Genomic DNA, 17,057 nt, shown 5'->3' with positions numbered 1-17,057 from the left:
AAGGTGTTTTTGCCATTTTTATTTCCTGGTTCGCGTAACTCACGGTTAGCTATATGCCAAATTTTCATAATGTTCTGTATGTGAGCCACGCTACCGGCGACGATAGCAGCGGCTTGCTGCAGGCCCTCGCCATTGCGCGCAACAATCATGCGGCAGTCAAGGTACTGGTCGTTTGTCCGGCGGTACCGGAGGAGTTTGCAGATTACAGTCAGCTCTGTATGGATGCGCTGAAGGAGCGGGTGCTGGAAAGCCTGTCGGCGGTGCGGGAAGAACTGCAGCTGACAGAGGATCAGCTGGATCTCGAAGTGGAGGCGGACTGCGGTAGCAGGCCGGCGGAGCGGGTGATTCACCGGGTTCTCGATGAAGGCTACGACCTGGTGATAAAAAACGTCGAGGGCCGCAGCCAGCGTAAGGGCTTCAAGGCTATGGATATGGAGCTGCTGCGCAAGTGTCCCTGCCCGGTGTGGCTGTGCCGCCCGATCACCGATCCGCACAAGGAGATCGATGTGGCGGTGGCCGTGGACCCGGATTGCGAGGAGGCCAGTGCCTATGACCTGGCGATTCGCTTGCTGCGCTGGTCGCGGGCGCTGGCCGATACCTGCAGCGGCGAGTTGCACGTTATTTCCTGCTGGGATTACGACGTGGATGAATATTTGCGCCACAACTTTCCGCTCAGTGCCTCCGACGAGGAGCTGGACAGGGCAACCGAGGCGGCCCGCTCCAAACACCGCTCGAAACTCGATGTGTTGATTCAGGCATCTGGCATCGGCGGCAAGCTGGATGTGAACCATGCCATCGCCCGCCCCGACCGCTTTATTCCGTTACTGATCGACGAAAAGAAATTCGACATACTGGTCATGGGCACCGTCGGACGCACCGGTATTCCCGGCTTTATCATGGGCAATACGGCGGAGAATATTCTGCAAAAAGTGCGATGCTCGCTGCTGGCGCTGAAACCCAGCGACTTTGTCTCGCCGGTAAAAGGCTGAAGCTCCCAGTTTTCTGAGTGCTTTCTTTGATCCGGCCCGGTGCTTTGTCGTGTGTGCCAGCCACGAGTCTTCAGTATCTGACGATCAGGCAGGAGCCGCTCGATCAGGGGTTAATCGCCCGCGAGTTACGGAAAATGGCGGAATCGTGCCACTGATTTGCTGACAGTGTGAGAAAAAAAGGCCGCCGGTTGGCGGCCTTTTTGGGAGGGAGGGGAATTATTGCTGAGCTTTGACCTCGGCAATCCACTCGTCCACCAGTTCTTCGAGTACATCCAGCGGCACTGCGCCGTTGGCCAGGATGGTGTCGTGGAAAGCGCGGACGTCAAACTGGTCGCCCAGTTCCTGTTTGGCCTTTTCGCGCAGCTCGACAATCTTCAGCATGCCGATCTTGTAGGCGGTGGCCTGGCCCGGCATGACGATATAGCGCTCGATGGCCTTTGTTACGTCGCCTTCCGGGTTGGGCGTGTTTTCCTTCAGGTAATTGATGGCTTCCTCGCGGGTCCACTTCTTGTTGTGGATGCCGGTGTCGACGACCAGGCGGCCGGCACGCCACAGTTCCATCGCCAGGCGGCCGAAATCGGAGTAGGGGTCCTGGTAGAAACCGATCTCCTTCGGCACCAGCTCGGAGTAGAGGCCCCAACCTTCGGTGTAAGCGGTGTAGCCGCCAAACTTGCGGAACTTGGGAATATCCTGCAGTTCCTGGGCGATGGACAGTTGCATATGGTGCCCGGGAATGCCCTCGTGGTAGGCGAGCGCCTCCATCTGGTAGGTGGGCATATCCTTCATGTTGTACAGATTGGCGTAGTAGATGCCCGGGCGCGAGCCATCCGGCGCCGGGCGCTGGTAGAAGGCCTTGCCGGCGGATTTCTCGCGGAAGGGTTCCACCGCCTTCACAATCAGGTCGGCCTTGGGCTTGGTGATAAACAGCTCGTCCAGACGCCCCTTCATCGTGTCGATGATTGCGGTGGCGTTGTCCAGGTACTCTTTCTTACCCTCTTCGGTGTTCGGGTAGTAGAACTGGTCGTCGGTGCGCATGAACTCGAAGAATTCCTGCAGGCTGCCTTCAAAGCCCACCTTCTTCATGATTTCGCGCATCTCGTCGTGAATACGTGCCACTTCCTTGAGGCCGATCTCGTGGATCTCATCGGCAGTCATATCGGTCGTGGTGTAGACATTGAGACGGAAGTTGTAGAAGTCGTCACCATTGGCGAGCTTCCAGGCGCCGTCGTCAGTGGTGGCGCGCTTCTCCAGCTGTTGCAGGGTGTCGATCAGACTCTCGTAGGCGGGGCCGACGCTGCTCAGCATCGCGGACTTGGCCTTGCCGATCAGCTGTTCCTTCTTGTCGTCGGAAATCTCCAGCTTGTCCACTTTGCCCTTGAAGTCGGCGAACAGAGTGCTGTCCTTGCCGTCGTCAAACGGCGCACCGCTGATCAGGTTCTTCGCATCGCTGATCACATAGGGGAAGACAAATTTGGGCACAATCGTGCCGGCTTCGGCGCGCTCTTGCAGGTTTTTCTCCAGCTGGGCGAAATGTTCCGGCAATGCGTTCAGGCGGGCGATATAAGCCTCCGCGTCCTCGACGTTGTCAACGCGGTGCTGGTTGATCAGCAGTGAGGCTACACCGGTATGCACGGCGTACATCTGGTTGACCGGATAGGTGTGCAGGCGCCACTTGTAGCCGTCAATATCCTGCTTCAGATTGCGCTTGGCCAGTTTCAGGCTCAGGCGGGTGGCGTCGTCCAGCTTGCTCGGGTCGAGCTTGTTCAGCTCGGCCAGCTGGCGCTGGTTGATCTGGTGCGTCTCCTGTTCGAACTCCGGCGACAGGTTGTTCCACTTGCCGTAATCCTCTTTTATGCCGAGGAAGGTCTTGAATTCGGGGCTGCGGTCCAGGTGTTCTTGGAAGAAGTCCTCAAACATCTGGTTGGCCTGGGCGATCGCCTCGGCGTCCGCCTGCGTTGCTTCTGTGGCAGATTTTGTAGTGGATTCGGCGCTGTCGCTGGTGACTTCGGTAGCGCTCTGCTCCGGGGCCTTGGGTTCCTGGCCGCGGTCACAGCCTGTCAAAACCAGCGCGCTGATGGCGGTGGCGAGCAGGGTCGGTATCAACTTCATGTGTGCTTTCCCGGTATTCGAGTGATAGTTGTCTTTTTTATCGTGTTTTTAACGGAAAAAGCGGGCACTGGGCCCGCTTTTTCACCGTCGCCGCAATCAGGCGAAGTTCTGGTTTACAAAGTCCCAGTTGACCAGGGCCCAGAAGGCTTCCATGTACTTCGGACGCAGGTTGCGGTAGTCGATGTAGTAGGCATGCTCCCAGACGTCGCAGGTCAGCAGCGGAGTCTGATCCGCTTCGGTCAGCGGGGTGCCGGCGTTGGAGGTGTTCACGATGGCTACGGAGCCGTCGCTTTTCTTGACCAGCCAGGTCCAGCCGGAACCGAAGTTGTTCACGGCGCTGGTTGTGAACTCTTCCTTGAACTTGTCGAAGGAACCGAAGGCCTTGTTGATGGCCTCGGCCACGGCGCCGCTCGGCTCGCCGCCGCCGTTCGGGCTCAGGCAGTTCCAGTAGAAGGTGTGGTTCCAGATCTGGGCGGCATTGTTGAACACGCCGCCGGAGGAGGACTTGACTACCTCTTCCAGGGACTTGTCGGCGTCGGGGGTGCCTTCCAGCAGACCGTTAAGCTTGTCCACATAAGTCTTGTGGTGTTTGCCGTAGTGATACTCCAGGGTTTCCTCGGAGATGTGCGGTTCCAGGGCATTCTTCGCGTAGGGGAGATCGGGCAATTCGAAAGCCATGGTGTCTTCCTTCCTTTGTGTCAGGTTATTGGTGAGGGCATTCTACACGCGCGGCATATCAGAATTAAGCCGGCATATGTGTTGAATAGGGCGTAAATCCACGATAACAAGGGTCTAAGTGGAATATTGTTGATTTCTCGGCCGTTTTGCTGCAAAAACAGTCCAACGGAGCGGGTGATCGCAACTGGCGCCTTTTGGCTCCCGGCTGCTAGGCTTAAGTCGTAGCTGCTTACTTTTTCGTCAGTTTTTGGTATAACTGCCGCTCATTTCGACCAATCACCGGTCCCGCGCCCACGATTTTCACAACAGCGCGGGTCCATTAAAAATATCGGGTATTTTCAAACATGCAACGCAGAGAGCCCACATTGGACGGCAGCGCCGCCATAGAGCCGCAACTGGACAACAGACCGATTGGCCGCAGCGCCCCGCGCCGGCCCGAGCCGGAGGCCGCTTCGGCGGTGGAAGAGCGGCGTGGCGGCTTCTCGGTACTGGGTCTGTTCGCGCTGATTCTGGCACTGGCCGGTCTCGCTGCGGCGGCCTTCCTGTATCAGCAGTGGCAGGCCAGCCGGGTACAGCTGGTCGATGCCGAGAGCCGTATCGCCGAGCTGGAGAAGCGCTTCGAGATGTCCGATGAGGAATCCTCGGCCTCGGTTGAGGTGCTGAACGCCAAGGCCAAGGACAACGCTGCCGAGATCCGCAAGTTGTGGGGCGTCGCTTACGACACCAATCGTAAGAGCATCGCCGCCAACAAGAGTGCCGCGGACGCGAACAAGAAGCAGGTCGCGGCCCTGACCAGCAAGGTCAATGGCATGAGTGCCAGCGTGAAGAAAATTGCCGCCGTTGAGTCGGCGCTGGCGGAACTGCGCAAGTCCAATAGTGCCAGTCAGCGCGAGACCGCCGACAAGCTGGCGCGGCTGGAGCGCCAGCTGGCATCCGTGCGCAGTGACCTGACCGCGCGCGTCGGCGCCAACGAAGAGGCAGTGGAGTCCATCGACGCCTACCGCCGCACGGTCAACAAGGACCTGGTGCAGCTGCGCGACGCTATCCGCTCGCTGCAGGGTGGTTCTACGGCCTCGTCGATGTAATTACAGTCGCACAGCGACGGCAAAAGGGCGAACCAGAGGTTCGCCCTTTTTTGTGCCATTTGATCGCGGCAAGGCCCGCCAATAACCCTACATTTCGTGTAAAATCGCCCGCCTCGAGACTTAACCGCCAGATACCTTAACTGGAGCGCCCATGACCACTATCCGCCAGGATGACCTGATCGACAGCGTCGCCGACGCGCTGCAATTCATCTCCTACTACCACCCGCAGGACTTCATTCAGGCCCTGAACAAGGCCTACGAGAAGGAAGCCAACCCGGCGGCCAAGGACGCCATGGCCCAGATCCTGATCAACTCGCGCATGTGTGCCCAGGGCCACCGCCCGATCTGCCAGGACACGGGTATCGTGACCGTGAAGCTGAAAGTGGGCATGAACGTGCAGTGGGATGCGGACATAAGCGTGACCGACATGGTCAACGAGGGTGTGCGCCGCGCCTACATGAATGCGGACAACGTACTGCGGGCGTCCATCCTCGAGGATCCGGACGGCGCCCGCAAGAACACCGGCGACAACACCCCGGCGGTGATCCATTACGAAATCGTGCCGGGCGACACCGTCGAGGTATATGTCGCGGCCAAAGGCGGCGGCAGTGAGGCCAAGAGCAAGTTCGCGATGCTGAACCCGTCCGACTCCGTGGTCGACTGGGTGCTGAAGATGGTGCCGCAGATGGGCGCCGGCTGGTGTCCGCCGGGCATGCTGGGTATCGGTGTCGGCGGCACTGCCGAGAAGGCGATGCTGCTGGCGAAGGAATCCCTGCTGGATCCGATCGATATCCAGGAGCTGCAGGAGCGCGGTGCGAGCAATCGTGCCGAGGAACTGCGCCTGGAACTGTACGATAAGGTCAACAAGCTGGGTATCGGCGCCCAGGGCCTCGGTGGTCTGACGACCGTGCTGGATGTGAAGGTCAAGGACTACCCGACCCACGCCGCCAACAAGGCGGTGGCGATCATCCCCAACTGCGCCGCTACCCGCCACACCCATTTCACGCTCGATGGCAGCGGCCCCGCACGCCAGACGCCGCCGAAGCTGGAAGACTGGCCGGCGATCACCCGCGAGGCCGGCGGCAACACCCGCCGTGTCAATCTCGATGAGGTGACCCGCGAAGACGTACTGAGCTGGCAGCCGGGCGAGACCCTGCTGCTGAACGGCAAGATGCTGACCGGCCGCGACGCGGCGCACAAGAAGATGGTCGATATCTTGGCCAAGGGCGAGAAGCTGCCGGTGGATCTGGCCGGCCGCTTTATCTACTACGTTGGCCCGGTGGATCCGGTACGCGAGGAAGTGGTGGGCCCGGCCGGTCCGACTACCGCCACCCGCATGGACAAGTTCACCCGCACCATGCTGGAAGAGACCGGCCTGCTGGGCATGATCGGCAAGGCCGAGCGCGGCCCGACCGCAATCGACGCGATCCGCGACAACAAGGCGGTCTACCTGATGGCAGTCGGCGGCGCCGCTTACCTGGTCGCCCAGGCGATCAAGAATGCCGAGGTGGTGGCCTTCCCGGAACTGGGTATGGAAGCGATCTATGAGTTCGAGGTCGAGGATATGCCGGTTACCGTGGCGGTGGACAGCCAGGGCGAGTCGGTGCACAACACCGGACCGCTGATCTGGAAGGCGAAGATCGAGGAGGGCGCGGTTTAACCCGCTTCCCCCCGGAAAAAAGGCCGGGCCCCGCAGGGGACCCGGCCTTTTTTGTGCCCGTGAATTGAGTATTGCCGCGAGACTGTTCGCTATCGGCGCATCATTGCAGCCTGCGGACCTACTGGCTTTTTTCTGTGCCGGAATCGCGCCACGAAAGCCGTCCGAGCAGCAGGTCGCGAAACATCATGAAGTCGCATACGAAGCTGTAGAACGGATTGGTAAAGGCGGCGGGGGTGTTTTTCTCGAACAGAAAATGGCCGCTCCAGGCGCAGGCGTAAGCGCTGCCCAAACCCGCCAGCACCAACCATGCATTGGCGGTGACAATGGCGGCGACCAGCGCGGCCAACCCCAGTGCGGTGCCGGCGAAGTGCCACGCGCGGCAGCGCGCGTCGCGATGCTGCTCCAGGTAGTACGGATAGAACTCGGCGAGACTGTTATCCGGTATGGACATTTTTTTTCTCCCTGTAGTGTGAATTGGCCTCAGTAGCGGCAGATCCGCCCGAGCGTGCCGATGGCGATGGCGGCGGCGAGAAACAGCAGCAACACCGGCCAGGCGTCGATGGTACTGCTGCCGTCCGCCATCAGCTGTCCCATCAGTGCCGTGCCCAGTCCGCCGCCGACCATGGTCGACAGGCCGTTATAAACACCGGTGCCCTCCGCCGCACATTCCGCCGGCAGCAGGCGCTGCACCATGGCGAATTCGCAGGCGTTGTAGGCGGAGATAAAAAACACCGAAAAGCTCATCAGTGTCATTACCAGCCACAGCGGCTCGGCGCGGAAAGCGCAGTACACCGCGATGCCGGCGATCGTGAATCCGGACGCAGCGAGTGCGCCGCGATTGTTGGCGTGATCTCCCAGATGTGCCCAGCAGGCCATGCCGGCAAAGGAAAAGACATAGGGCAGGGCGGCCAGATAGCTGAGGTCGCGGTAATCGACCCCCTCCTTGCTGGCCAGGTAGGTGGGCAGCCAGCTGGCAATGCCCAGCGATGCCATATTGTTCAGGATGCCCACCAGCATCATCAGGCCAAACGCCGGGGTCACCAGGTCCCGCAGCTGCCCCCAGTCGAGGGGTGCGGCCGGTCCCGCGGGGGGGAGGTGTTGCTCGAGGTAACTCCTCTCTGACGCATTGAGGCGCGGGTGTGCTGCCGGTGTGTCGTAAACCCAGCGCCGGATCAGCGGCAGGCTCAGGGCCAGGCCGCCTATCGCCAGGCAGTAGAAGCCGGCGCGCCAGCCGAACAGGTGCATCAGCGGTACCAGCAACAGCGGCCCGCTGAGGATGGCCAGGAACAGGCCGGCAATCCAGATACTGTTGGCGCGGCTGCGTTCATGCAGCGGAAACCAGCGCTGCACCAATGCACTGGCCATCGGGAAGTGCACGCCCTCGGACAGCCCGAGAAGCACACGAGATGCACACAACAACAGCACGAACTGGCTGAAGAAAGCCCCCAGCGCCGTGAACAGCGACCAAAGCAGGGCGATCGCCAGCAGGCTGCTGCGTGGCCCCAGCCGCGCGGCCAGCGGGGTCATGAGCAGATTGGAAAGGCCGTAAGCCACGTAAAACAGGCTCATCAGCAGGGAACCATAGAACTGCTTCTGTTCCAGGTTCCAGGCAAACTCTTCCGCCATCAGTGGCAGTGCCAGGCTGATGTTCATGCGGTCGAGATAGGCCACGAACACCGTGACCATCAGTACTGCGGTCAGGCGCCAGCGCTGGGAGCCGCCGGCGCTGGTTACCGATTCCAGGCTTGTCGTTATTGTCACTGGTCGCTGCTCTGTCTGCTATTGGCGCCGTCAGGCGCTGGCCTTGCTGTAGAGACCGTTGACGAATTCGCTCAGCAACCCATCCCTGACGGGGGGCGGCATCAGGTTGAGCAGGTTGTTGATGTAATCCATACGGCCGGCGATGTCGCCGTCGTTGCCGGCGATCAGCTGGCTCAGTTCCTCGAGCAGCCGCGGAGAGTTCTCCTTCAGCGCCAGGTGAATGTCCTCCGGCAGTGCCTGCAGGCTAGGGCCGGCGGCCTTCGCTGCCATCTCCGCCACCGTCGCGCGCAAGTCGGCGATAAACGCGTCGGTGTGCGTTGCATTACCGGCACCGACCGACAGGTGAATATTGGCCGGTGACGGACCGAAGCCGAACTGGGGCTGGATGTACCAGCCGCGCTCTTTCATCTTCGCCGCCAGCTTGAACACATCCACCTCGTCGGAGGCGAAGGAGAACAGGTTGGTGCGCGGTTCGCCGAGCAGGTAAAGCTGCGGTATCTCGGTAATGGCTGCGCGGATTTTTGCCGAGGCCGACTGGGTGCACTCCACCAGGTCGAGATAACCCTCGCGCCCCATGTACTGCAGAATCGCCCAGCAGGCGGCCACCGGGCCGGCGCTCTTGGTCGACATGATGGTCGGATTGATGACCGAGTAACCGGTCCAGCCCGACCAGGCAAAATACTGGTGGCGGCGCATCTCGGCACCATTCTTGTAGATGATCGCAGAGGCGCCCTTGGCGGCATAGCCCCATTTGTGGAAGTCCATCGACAATTGGGTCACGCCGGGCACGGAAAGGTCGAACCGGGGAATCCTGTAGCCGAGCTGACGCGCAAACGGCAGATACATGCCGCCCACACAGCAGTCGACATGGAAAAACAGTTCGTGTTCGAGGGCGATCTGCCCCAGCTCCTCGATCGGATCGACGGCGCCGTGCGCGTAGGAAGGGGCGGAGGCCACCATCATGATGGTATTTTCCGTCACCCGCTCCGCCATCGCCGCCGGATCCGCGCGGAAGGTGTGTGGATTCACCGGCGCGACCACCGGTTTGATATCGAAGTAGGCGCAGGCCTTGAAGAAAGAGGCGTGGGCGGTTTCCGGCAGCAACAACTCCGGCTGTTTGATATGGGGCTTGTGCGTGCGGCAGTAGTCGCGCGCCGTTTTGACCGACAGCAGCAGGCTCTCGGTGCCGCCGGAGGTAAAGCTGCCCTCCGCCTCGGCGCCGCCGCCGACCAGGTCGATGGCCATACTCATCACGTCTTTTTCCAGCTCCATGGCGCTGGGGAAAGTGGTGGGGTCCAGCCCGTTCTCGGTCATGAACAGGGTGAAGCTGTCTTTCAGCAGTTGCATGGCCTCGGGGCCGGCGTCGTAGACGTACGCAAATGCGCGGCCACTCTGCCAGTCCACATCCTGTTGTTTGCGCGCTGCCAGATCCTGCAGGATATTGCCGGTGTCGCGGCCGTGTTCGGGAAACTTCATTTCTCTTACTCCGTATTAAAAAGGCGCGGGCCGCCCTGGGGCCCGCGCAAAGTACCAGGCCGATCAGAAATCGATGGTCAGGCTGGCGCCGAGCGTGCGCGGGGTACCGACACTGCGCTGCAGCCCGGAATAGTGCGTCTCCAGGCCCTGCAGCCCGAGCAGGTACTCCTCGTTCAGCAGGTTGTTGGCGAAAAGCGCCAGTTTCCAGCTGTCGTTGCCGATGCCGGCGCGCGCGTTCCACAGCTGGTAGGCGGGGATCATGCGTGCCTCGCTGTTCTCCACATCGAAGTACTGATCATCGATATGGCTGTAGTCCAGGTGCAGGTAGCCATCGAAGCCGGCGTTGAGGGGAATATCGATATCCAGCGCGGCACTGAAGGTGTTTTCGGGCGAGTAGGGGATGCGGTTGCCGGTCGCATCGATCACGTCGCCATTGGTGGTTACCGCATTAGTGAACCCATCGAATTCGGCGGACAGTCGACCGTAGCTGGTGCTGAGCTGGATGTTGTCGGTGAGCAGGGCGGTCAGCTCGATCTCCAGGCCGCGGTTCTGTGCATCCGATGCGTTCTGCACAAACTGCCGCTGGCTCAGCGGATCCTGGCCGCGCACCTGCAGGTTGCTCCAGTCGAACTGGAACAGGGACAGGTTCAGCTGCAGGCGGTTGTCCAGCCACTGGCTCTTGTTGCCGAGCTCGTAGCTCCAGCCGGTCTCCTTGTCGAACACCTGGTCCACTTCATCGATCTGCGCGGTAACGCTGGAGTTGACACCCCCCACCTTGAAGCCCTTGGCGGCGGTGAAGTAGAGACGACTGCTGTCGCCCAGCCGGTAGTTGAGCGTGACCCGCGACGACAAGTCGGTAAAGTCCGTGCTGACCTGATCCTCGCCTACCGGCAGGGTCACGGTTGGCCGGGTCAGTTCCGAGAAGTCCACGCGATCATCGGTGTAACGCAGGCCCAGGCTTAGTTCCCAGTCCTCGTTCACGTAGTAGGTGGTGTCGGCAAATACGGCGCGGCTGCGGGTTTCGTTGGCGCGGTCGACGTCTTCGAAGTTTCCTACCGATAGCGGGCCGAAGAGTCCGGGCACTGCGCCCGGGGTTGCCAGCATGGCCTGAATCGCCGGATCGGTGAAGTCGATCAGGCCGCCCTGTGCGCTGAGACCGAACAGCAGTGTGCCCCAGGCATCCAGGAAGGGATCGCTGGCCAGGTGGGTACTGATGTCGGTCTCGCTGATTTCATCTTCGGCGATGATCGCGCCGAGCAGCCAGTCGATACTGCCGTTGCCGCTGGAGCTGAGGCGGAACTCCTGGCTCCAGGCGCGCATGTCGCTGTCGCGGCCGACGGTGAACGCCGGGTGAACGGACATGTCGCCGTCGCCAAACGCGGAAAAATCGTTGCGGGTGATGCCACTGACGGAAGTCAGGGTGAGGTGGTCGTTGATCGCGTATACCAGTCGGGCGGTGGCGGTATCCGTCTCGGAGCTGGACTCGTGCGGCAGGTCGGTGGCGAGGGTGTCGTAATTGCCTGCGCTGACAAAAGGCGCATCGGTGGTGGGCAGCGGCCATTCCGGCAGGGCAGCGGTATCGATGGGGGCGACCGGACCGGGGTAGCCCATGCTCGCCAGCAGCAGCGGGAACTGGTCGTTAATTGCATTCAATTGCTGCAGGATGCTGCCGAGCTGACCACTGGCCACGAGGCTCGGCATGCTCTGGTTGTGCTCGACGCGCGACAGCGCCAGATCCATATCCAGGCGCTCGGTCGGCTTTGCGTAGAGTGCGATGCGGGCACCGCTGCTGTCGCCGTCGTTAGTGGCGTCGCTGGGGCCGATGTTGTCCATCCAGCCGCCCTGTTCGCGGTAGAACACAGCGCCGCGCAGCGCGGCGCTGTCGCCGAGCGGCTGGTTGTAGCTGGTGCGGGCCAGGTAACCGCCGTGTTCGTCACCCTGCAGTTTCACCGAGCCGAAGGCGGCGGAAGTGTCCGGCTTCTGCGAGGTGATGTTGATCGCCCCGCCCATGGTATTGCGGCCGAAATAGGTGCCTTGCGGGCCGCGCAGTACCTCGATGCGTTCCACGTCGAACAGTTCCGTGTCGGCCGTGCGTGAGTAGCCGTTGACGAGTATGTTCGGCGCAATGTTGAACTCGTCGAGATAGATACCCACCGCATTGGCCTTGCCGCCGATATTGGTGACACCGCGTATCGCGACTTTGGTAAAGGCGCGGTTGCCCTGCTGGGTAAAACCGACATTCGGGGTTCTGCTGGCGTAGTCTTCGAATTCCTCGATGCCCGAGCGCTCGATGGACTCGCTGGTAAAGGCCGTGACGCTGACGGGTACATCCTGCAGTGCCTGTTCGCGCTTCTGGGCAGTGACCACTACCTCCTCCAGCGCGGTGTTTTCCTGTGCTAGCAGGGCACTGCCGTAGGTGCAGGTGGCCAGGGTGATAGCTGCGGGCAGCAGCTTGCGTTGGAGCGGTTGGGTGGTCGCTTTCATGGCAATCCCCTCAATATGATTATTGTTAGCTTGCGGGTCTTGACCGAACTTCTTGAACCTCGAGTTCGATATTGTGTCGTTAGTTGTTTGTACAAATGTTCAAACAATAGCGAGGCTACCCTTGTTTGTGCATTTGTGCAAACTATCTTTGATCGGGGCCTTGTCTTACACTGGTGCCTGTCACCACCAACAGCAGCCACAAATGCCGCAGCAACCTTCCGCTTCCTCCGCCGGGCAGAGCCGCAAGACCTCCACAGCGCGTCCCGGGCGTTCGCGTCGCGCACAGGGGGAACAGACCCGCAACAATATTCTCGAGGCCGTGCTAAGGCTCATTCACCGCGACGGCTACCGCGCGGTGACCCACCGCTCCGTGGCGAAAGAGGCCGGGGTGAATTACTCCCTGATCAATTACTACTTCGCCAATCTCGATGAGCTGCTGGAACAGGCGTTGCATTACCAGGTCTCACGCGGCCAGGCGGAGTTGACCGATACATGGAAGCAGGTGTTCGACTACCTGGCACAGTTCACCGCGGCCGAGCGGCGGACCCTGGCGGTGCGCAGGCAGTTGTGTGACCACTTCGCGCAAGTGGCCACCGATTATGTGGTGCGTCAGATTCGCCACAGGCCCGAGGGGTTGGTGATGGAGATGACGTTTGCGTTTGAGCTTTCGGTCAGTGCGGAGTTGCGCGCGCTGGCGATGCGCTACCGCAATCGCTACCTGGAGGATTTCGTGCGCCTGTGCCGCCTGCTCGGCAGCCGCACGCCGGAAGTCGATGCGCAACTGTGCCTCGGTACGCTGCAGCGGCTGGAGTACGAGGGACTGGCCTCCGGCCGCGTGAGTCGCGATAACATCCACCGGCAAATGCACCGGCAGATGGCCTGGCTGTTGGGATTGCGCGACTAGGCGCAGCTCACCCCTCCCCGATATCCGATCCCCGATGAATCTAATTTGACGCTTGCCTGGCAGCCGCGCTTCTGCTCAAATGTTTGTACATATGTTCAAACATTTCCGGGGTGACCTATGGAATTTTGTCGGCGAGATGACGGGCGTCCACTGCCTGTCGCGCCGTTCCGCCGGGGGGTTTCGCCGCCGGCGCGGGCGCTCGCGGCGGAGGATTTTGCCCGCCTCAGCCGCACCCTGCGACAGCAGTGGTCGGGGCGCCCCTGTGCGGTGATCGACCTCGAACGGCTGGATCACAACCTGCGCTGTGTACGCCGACATCTGCGGGGCCTGCCGGTGCGCCTGGTGGTCAAGTCCCTGCCGTCCATAGAGCTGCTGCGCTATGCGGCCACGGCGCTCGATACGCAGCGGTTGATGGTATTCCACGAACCATTTCTGGCGCAGGTACAGCGCGCCCTGCCCGGGGCAGACATATTGCTTGGTAAGCCGTTGCCGGTTGCCGCGCTGCGCCACTTCTACCGGCGTACGGAGGGGGTCGATGACCGCCGCATTCACTGGCTGGTCGACAGCCGCGAGCGGCTGCAGCAGTACGGGCAGCTGGCGCGCGAATTGGGACGGCGCTTTTCCGTGTGTTTCGAAATCGACGTGGGTATGCATCGCGGTGGACTCGGTAGCCCCGCCGAGCTGGCGCCACTGCTGGATATGATCGAGGGGGAGCCGGCGCTGGAGTTTTGCGGCTTCATGGGTTACGACCCGCACGTGGCCAAGGCGCCGCCGCTGATCGCCAGTCGCCGCGCGGCGGCCGAGAAATCCAAGCGGCGCTATCGGGCTTTCGTGCAGGAGTACCTGCAACGCTATCCCGGGCGCTCTGTCGACAATTTACTGCTGAACGGCGCCGGCAGCCTGACCTACCGGGAGCACCTGCGGCAGTCGCCGGTGAACGAGGTCAGCCTCGGTTCCTGTCTGCTGAAGCCCACCGATTTCGACGATCCGCAACTGGCGGAACTGCTGCCGGCCTGCCATATTGCCGCGCCGGTGTTGAAATGCTGGCAGGGCCTCGATCTGCCTTACCTGCGCCCGCTGTCACGACTGTTCTCGCACGGCCGCCAGAGCCTGTTCCTCTATGGCGGCCGCTGGATGGCGAAGCCGGTTCATCCCCGGTCGATGCGCCCCAGCGGACTCTTCGGGCTCAGCTCCAATCAACAGCTGATGACCGTACGCAAGCGCGAAAAATTGCGCACAGACGACTATGTTTTCTTTCGTCCGACCCAGAGTGAGGCAGTGCTGCTCGGTTTCGGCGACCTGGTTGCCGAGCGCGATGGCGACATCGAGGCGCTCTGGCCGGTACTGCAGCAGTGCTGAACCGCAACAAAAAATGATCGCCATCCGGCGGAGAGGTAGCGAACCATGCAAAAAATAATAAAAAAACTGAGCCTGGCGGGGGCGGTGTTGATACTGCTTTCCGCCATCGCGCTCTTCGCCGCGCTGTCGCTGTCGTTGCCGAAATACAGCGGGGAACTCGCGCTGCGCGGAATGGAGCAGCCGGTGCACATCCGCTTCGACCGGCACGCGCGCCCCTTCGTGCGCGCCCAGAGCCTGGCGGATGCGCTCTTTGCCGAGGGTTACCTGCACGGCAGCGAGCGTCTGTGGCAGATGGAACTGCTGCGTCGCGCCGGCCGCGGCCGGCTCGCGCAACTGTTCGGTGACAGCATGCTGGCAACGGATCGCGAACTCTGGCGCATGCGTGTGCCGATGATCGCGAACACGCTGCAGGCCAATGCCAGTGAAAGATTCCTGCGATTGGTGGATGCCTATGTCGCCGGGGTCAATGGCGCGTTACAGGGGTACACGCTGGCACCACCCGAGTTTTTGCTGCTGGGGCATCGCCCGGAGCCGTGGCAGCGTGAGGACGTGTTCGCCATCGGCGCCCTGATGGGCTTGCAGTCGGGGCGCAACTTTCGCCACGAGATATTGCGTCTGGCGCTGCGGGAAAAGGTCGGTGACGCCCTGGCGACAGTCTTCCAGCCCGATGACGGCGAGCAGGCGGATTTCCCCTACATACTGCAACCGGATAACGGTGGAGAACGTGGTGGAGCTCTCAGCGGGTTGCTGAGTCGCCTCGACAGCGTAAGCGCCGCCGATACGCCGCTGATGCCGCGCTTTGCCTTCGGCAGCAACGGCTGGGTGGTGGCTCCGGAGCGCAGCGCCAGCGGTCGCGCACTCTTCGCCTTTGATTCCCACGATGCACTGGGGCTGCCCAATCTTTTTTATGAGGTGCACCTGTTCTTCGGTGACGATCGCCAGCTGCGCGGCTGGTCCGTGCCGGGCCTGCCGGGAGTGATCAATGGTTTCAACGAGCATATCGCCTGGGGTTTCACCAATATCGGCGACACCCAGGACCTGTTCACAGAGGTGCGCTCAGCGGAGGACCCACTGCGGTTCCGCGACGGTGATCAGTGGTACCGGGCGCAGACGCAGCTGGTGGAAATTCCGGTGCGCGGGCGCTCGCAGCCGGAGGTGCTCGAGCTGGTCACGACCCGCAATGGCCCGCTGATCAGCGAGGCACCTGCGCTGTCGCTGGCCTGGACCATGCTGCATCTAGACGGCCACTCCCTCGAGTCGATCATCGACCTGAACCTCGCGCCGAACTGGCAGGCATTTACCGCGGCACTGGACCGCTATCCGGGCCCGACACTCAATGCGACTTTCGCCGATGTGGACGGCAATATCGGCTTTCGCACCGCCGGGCTGATTCCCCTGCGCGGGCGCGGCGAAGGGCTGGAGCCGCTGCCGGGGCACCGCGCGCAGAATCGCTGGCGCGGTCTCGTGCCGCCGGCGCAAATGCCCGAGATCTACAATCCGCCGCAGGGCTACCTGGCTGCGGCCAATGCACGGGTCAATCCGCGTGGCCTCGGACCGCTGGTATCCGCCGATAACGCCCCCCGCTACCGCATCGAACGCATCCAGCAGCAGCTGTCATCGCAGCATGACCTGACCGTGGATGACATGCGGCGCCTGCAGTTCGACTGGCACGATGGCCAGGCATCACTGTTGCTGCCCGCGCTGTTGGGAGAGGTCGAGCCGCGGGGGCTCGATGCAGTCGAGCAGGCGGCCCTGGCGCAGCTGCAGGATTGGCAGTCGGATCCGGTGGCCGACACGGATCAGGCGGCACCGCTGGTCTTTCAAGTCTGGTATCGCGAGCTGGCGCGCGGCCTGTTCCTGCCGGAGCTCGGCGAGGATTTGCAGCGCCACTTGTTCAAATACAACTACGTGCTCAACCACGCCTTGGACCGGCTGATCCTGCGCGAGCGGGACTCGGCCTGGTGGCGTGACAGTCGCAGCGGGCTGATCACCGCAGCCTTCCGCGCAGCGGTTGGCCAGGTGCGTGCGGCCCAGGGTGAGGATGTCGCTCTCTGGCGCCTGGGCGCCCAGCACCGCCTGGCGTTGCACCACGAACTGAGCGGCGCCGTGCCGTTGCTGGGGATGCTGTTCGATAGCGATGCGCACCCCTGGGGCGGCAGCACGGCGACGGTGGGCCGAGCCAGCTATCGCTATTCCGGTTCGCTGGATGTGAGCATGGGCGCGACGGTGCGGGTGGTAGCGGAATTGCGGGATACGCCCGAAGTGCGGGCAGTGATCCCCGGCGGCCAGAGTGGGCACCCACTGGGTGATCATTATCTGGACCAGCTGCCGTACTGGTTGCAGGGCAGGTTGCTGCCAGTGGTTGCCGAGCCAGCGGATAGGCCAGATCGCCAGTTGCTGCTGCTCCCGGCGCGGTAGCCAGTGCCGGCCGAGTAGCAGTCAGCGGGGCGAAGGCGTGCAGCGCAGGCCAGCCTGGCCGCAGGCGATCGCGGCTCGGTGGCGAGCCCCGCAAGTGGGGCCGCCCCCGGGCGGGGGCGGTATCGTGTAGCGAC

The 17,057-nt window shown here is 62.0% G+C and carries 12 protein-coding genes; 6 read left to right on the top strand and 6 right to left on the bottom strand.

Annotated features, from left to right (window positions below; all coding sequences use genetic code 11):
- Positions 1 to 53 precede the first annotated feature (53 nt).
- Positions 54 to 989 carry a universal stress protein gene (locus BLW36_RS12300; protein ID WP_091388889.1) on the top strand — a complete coding sequence of 312 codons (936 nt, stop codon included), beginning with the start codon at positions 54 to 56 and terminating at the stop codon, positions 987 to 989.
- 216 nt (positions 990 to 1,205) lie between these two features.
- Here BLW36_RS12300 and BLW36_RS12295 read toward each other — a convergent pair whose 3' ends face one another.
- Together BLW36_RS12295 and sodB are read right to left on the bottom strand one after the other, a co-directional pair.
- Entirely contained in the window at positions 1,206 to 3,098 is a 1,893-nt protein-coding gene (locus tag BLW36_RS12295) for a DUF885 domain-containing protein (RefSeq protein ID WP_091388886.1), read from the bottom strand.
- A gap of 96 nt (positions 3,099 to 3,194) precedes the next feature.
- Positions 3,195 to 3,776 carry a superoxide dismutase [Fe] gene (sodB, locus tag BLW36_RS12290; RefSeq protein ID WP_091388883.1) on the bottom strand — a complete coding sequence of 194 codons (582 nt, stop codon included), beginning with the start codon at positions 3,774 to 3,776 and terminating at the stop codon, positions 3,195 to 3,197.
- A 344-nt stretch (positions 3,777 to 4,120) separates the two neighbouring features.
- Between sodB and BLW36_RS12285 the strand changes: the two genes are divergently transcribed.
- Positions 4,121 to 4,861, top strand: a complete 741-nt coding sequence (locus BLW36_RS12285) for a hypothetical protein (protein ID WP_091388880.1) — start codon at positions 4,121 to 4,123, stop codon at positions 4,859 to 4,861.
- 151 nt (positions 4,862 to 5,012) lie between these two features.
- On the top strand, positions 5,013 to 6,521 hold the full coding sequence (locus BLW36_RS12280) for a fumarate hydratase (RefSeq protein ID WP_091388878.1): 1,509 nt from the start codon (positions 5,013 to 5,015) through the stop codon (positions 6,519 to 6,521).
- Between the two features lie 118 nt (positions 6,522 to 6,639).
- On the opposite strand, the gene BLW36_RS12275 is transcribed toward BLW36_RS12280, so the two are convergent.
- From BLW36_RS12275 to BLW36_RS12260, 4 genes are all read right to left on the bottom strand, one after another.
- The gene (locus tag BLW36_RS12275) at positions 6,640 to 6,972 is read right to left on the bottom strand and encodes an Mpo1-like protein (RefSeq protein WP_091388876.1); all 333 of its coding nucleotides are present in this window, start codon (positions 6,970 to 6,972) and stop codon (positions 6,640 to 6,642) included.
- Positions 6,973 to 7,001: 29 nt separating this feature from the next.
- Positions 7,002 to 8,282: an MFS transporter gene (locus BLW36_RS12270; RefSeq protein WP_091388874.1), complete on the bottom strand. Its 1,281-nt coding sequence runs from the start codon at positions 8,280 to 8,282 to the stop codon at positions 7,002 to 7,004.
- Between the two features lie 30 nt (positions 8,283 to 8,312).
- Positions 8,313 to 9,758, bottom strand: coding sequence for a pyridoxal phosphate-dependent decarboxylase family protein (locus tag BLW36_RS12265; protein ID WP_091388871.1), 1,446 nt, complete (start codon positions 9,756 to 9,758; stop codon positions 8,313 to 8,315).
- A 63-nt stretch (positions 9,759 to 9,821) separates the two neighbouring features.
- The gene (locus tag BLW36_RS12260; RefSeq protein ID WP_091388868.1) at positions 9,822 to 12,242 is read right to left on the bottom strand and encodes a TonB-dependent receptor; all 2,421 of its coding nucleotides are present in this window, start codon (positions 12,240 to 12,242) and stop codon (positions 9,822 to 9,824) included.
- 202 nt (positions 12,243 to 12,444) lie between these two features.
- On the opposite strand from BLW36_RS12260, the gene BLW36_RS12255 reads away from it, so the two are divergent.
- The 3 genes from BLW36_RS12255 (at position 12,445) to BLW36_RS12245 (ending at position 16,923) form a co-directional block, all read left to right on the top strand.
- Positions 12,445 to 13,146: a TetR/AcrR family transcriptional regulator gene (locus BLW36_RS12255; RefSeq protein WP_091388864.1), complete on the top strand. Its 702-nt coding sequence runs from the start codon at positions 12,445 to 12,447 to the stop codon at positions 13,144 to 13,146.
- 117 nt (positions 13,147 to 13,263) lie between these two features.
- On the top strand, positions 13,264 to 14,505 hold the full coding sequence (locus tag BLW36_RS12250) for an alanine racemase (RefSeq protein WP_091388861.1): 1,242 nt from the start codon (positions 13,264 to 13,266) through the stop codon (positions 14,503 to 14,505).
- 45 nt (positions 14,506 to 14,550) lie between these two features.
- Positions 14,551 to 16,923 (top strand): penicillin acylase family protein, encoded by a 2,373-nt coding sequence (locus BLW36_RS12245; protein WP_091388858.1) that lies wholly within the window; start codon positions 14,551 to 14,553, stop codon positions 16,921 to 16,923.
- Positions 16,924 to 17,057 lie beyond the last annotated feature (134 nt).

It is taken from the genome of Microbulbifer marinus (genome assembly GCF_900107725.1).
Taxonomy (GTDB): domain Bacteria; phylum Pseudomonadota; class Gammaproteobacteria; order Pseudomonadales; family Cellvibrionaceae; genus Microbulbifer; species Microbulbifer marinus.
The sequence above is the reverse complement of the archived record's forward strand: the minus strand, read 5'-3'. Positions and strand labels throughout refer to the sequence as shown.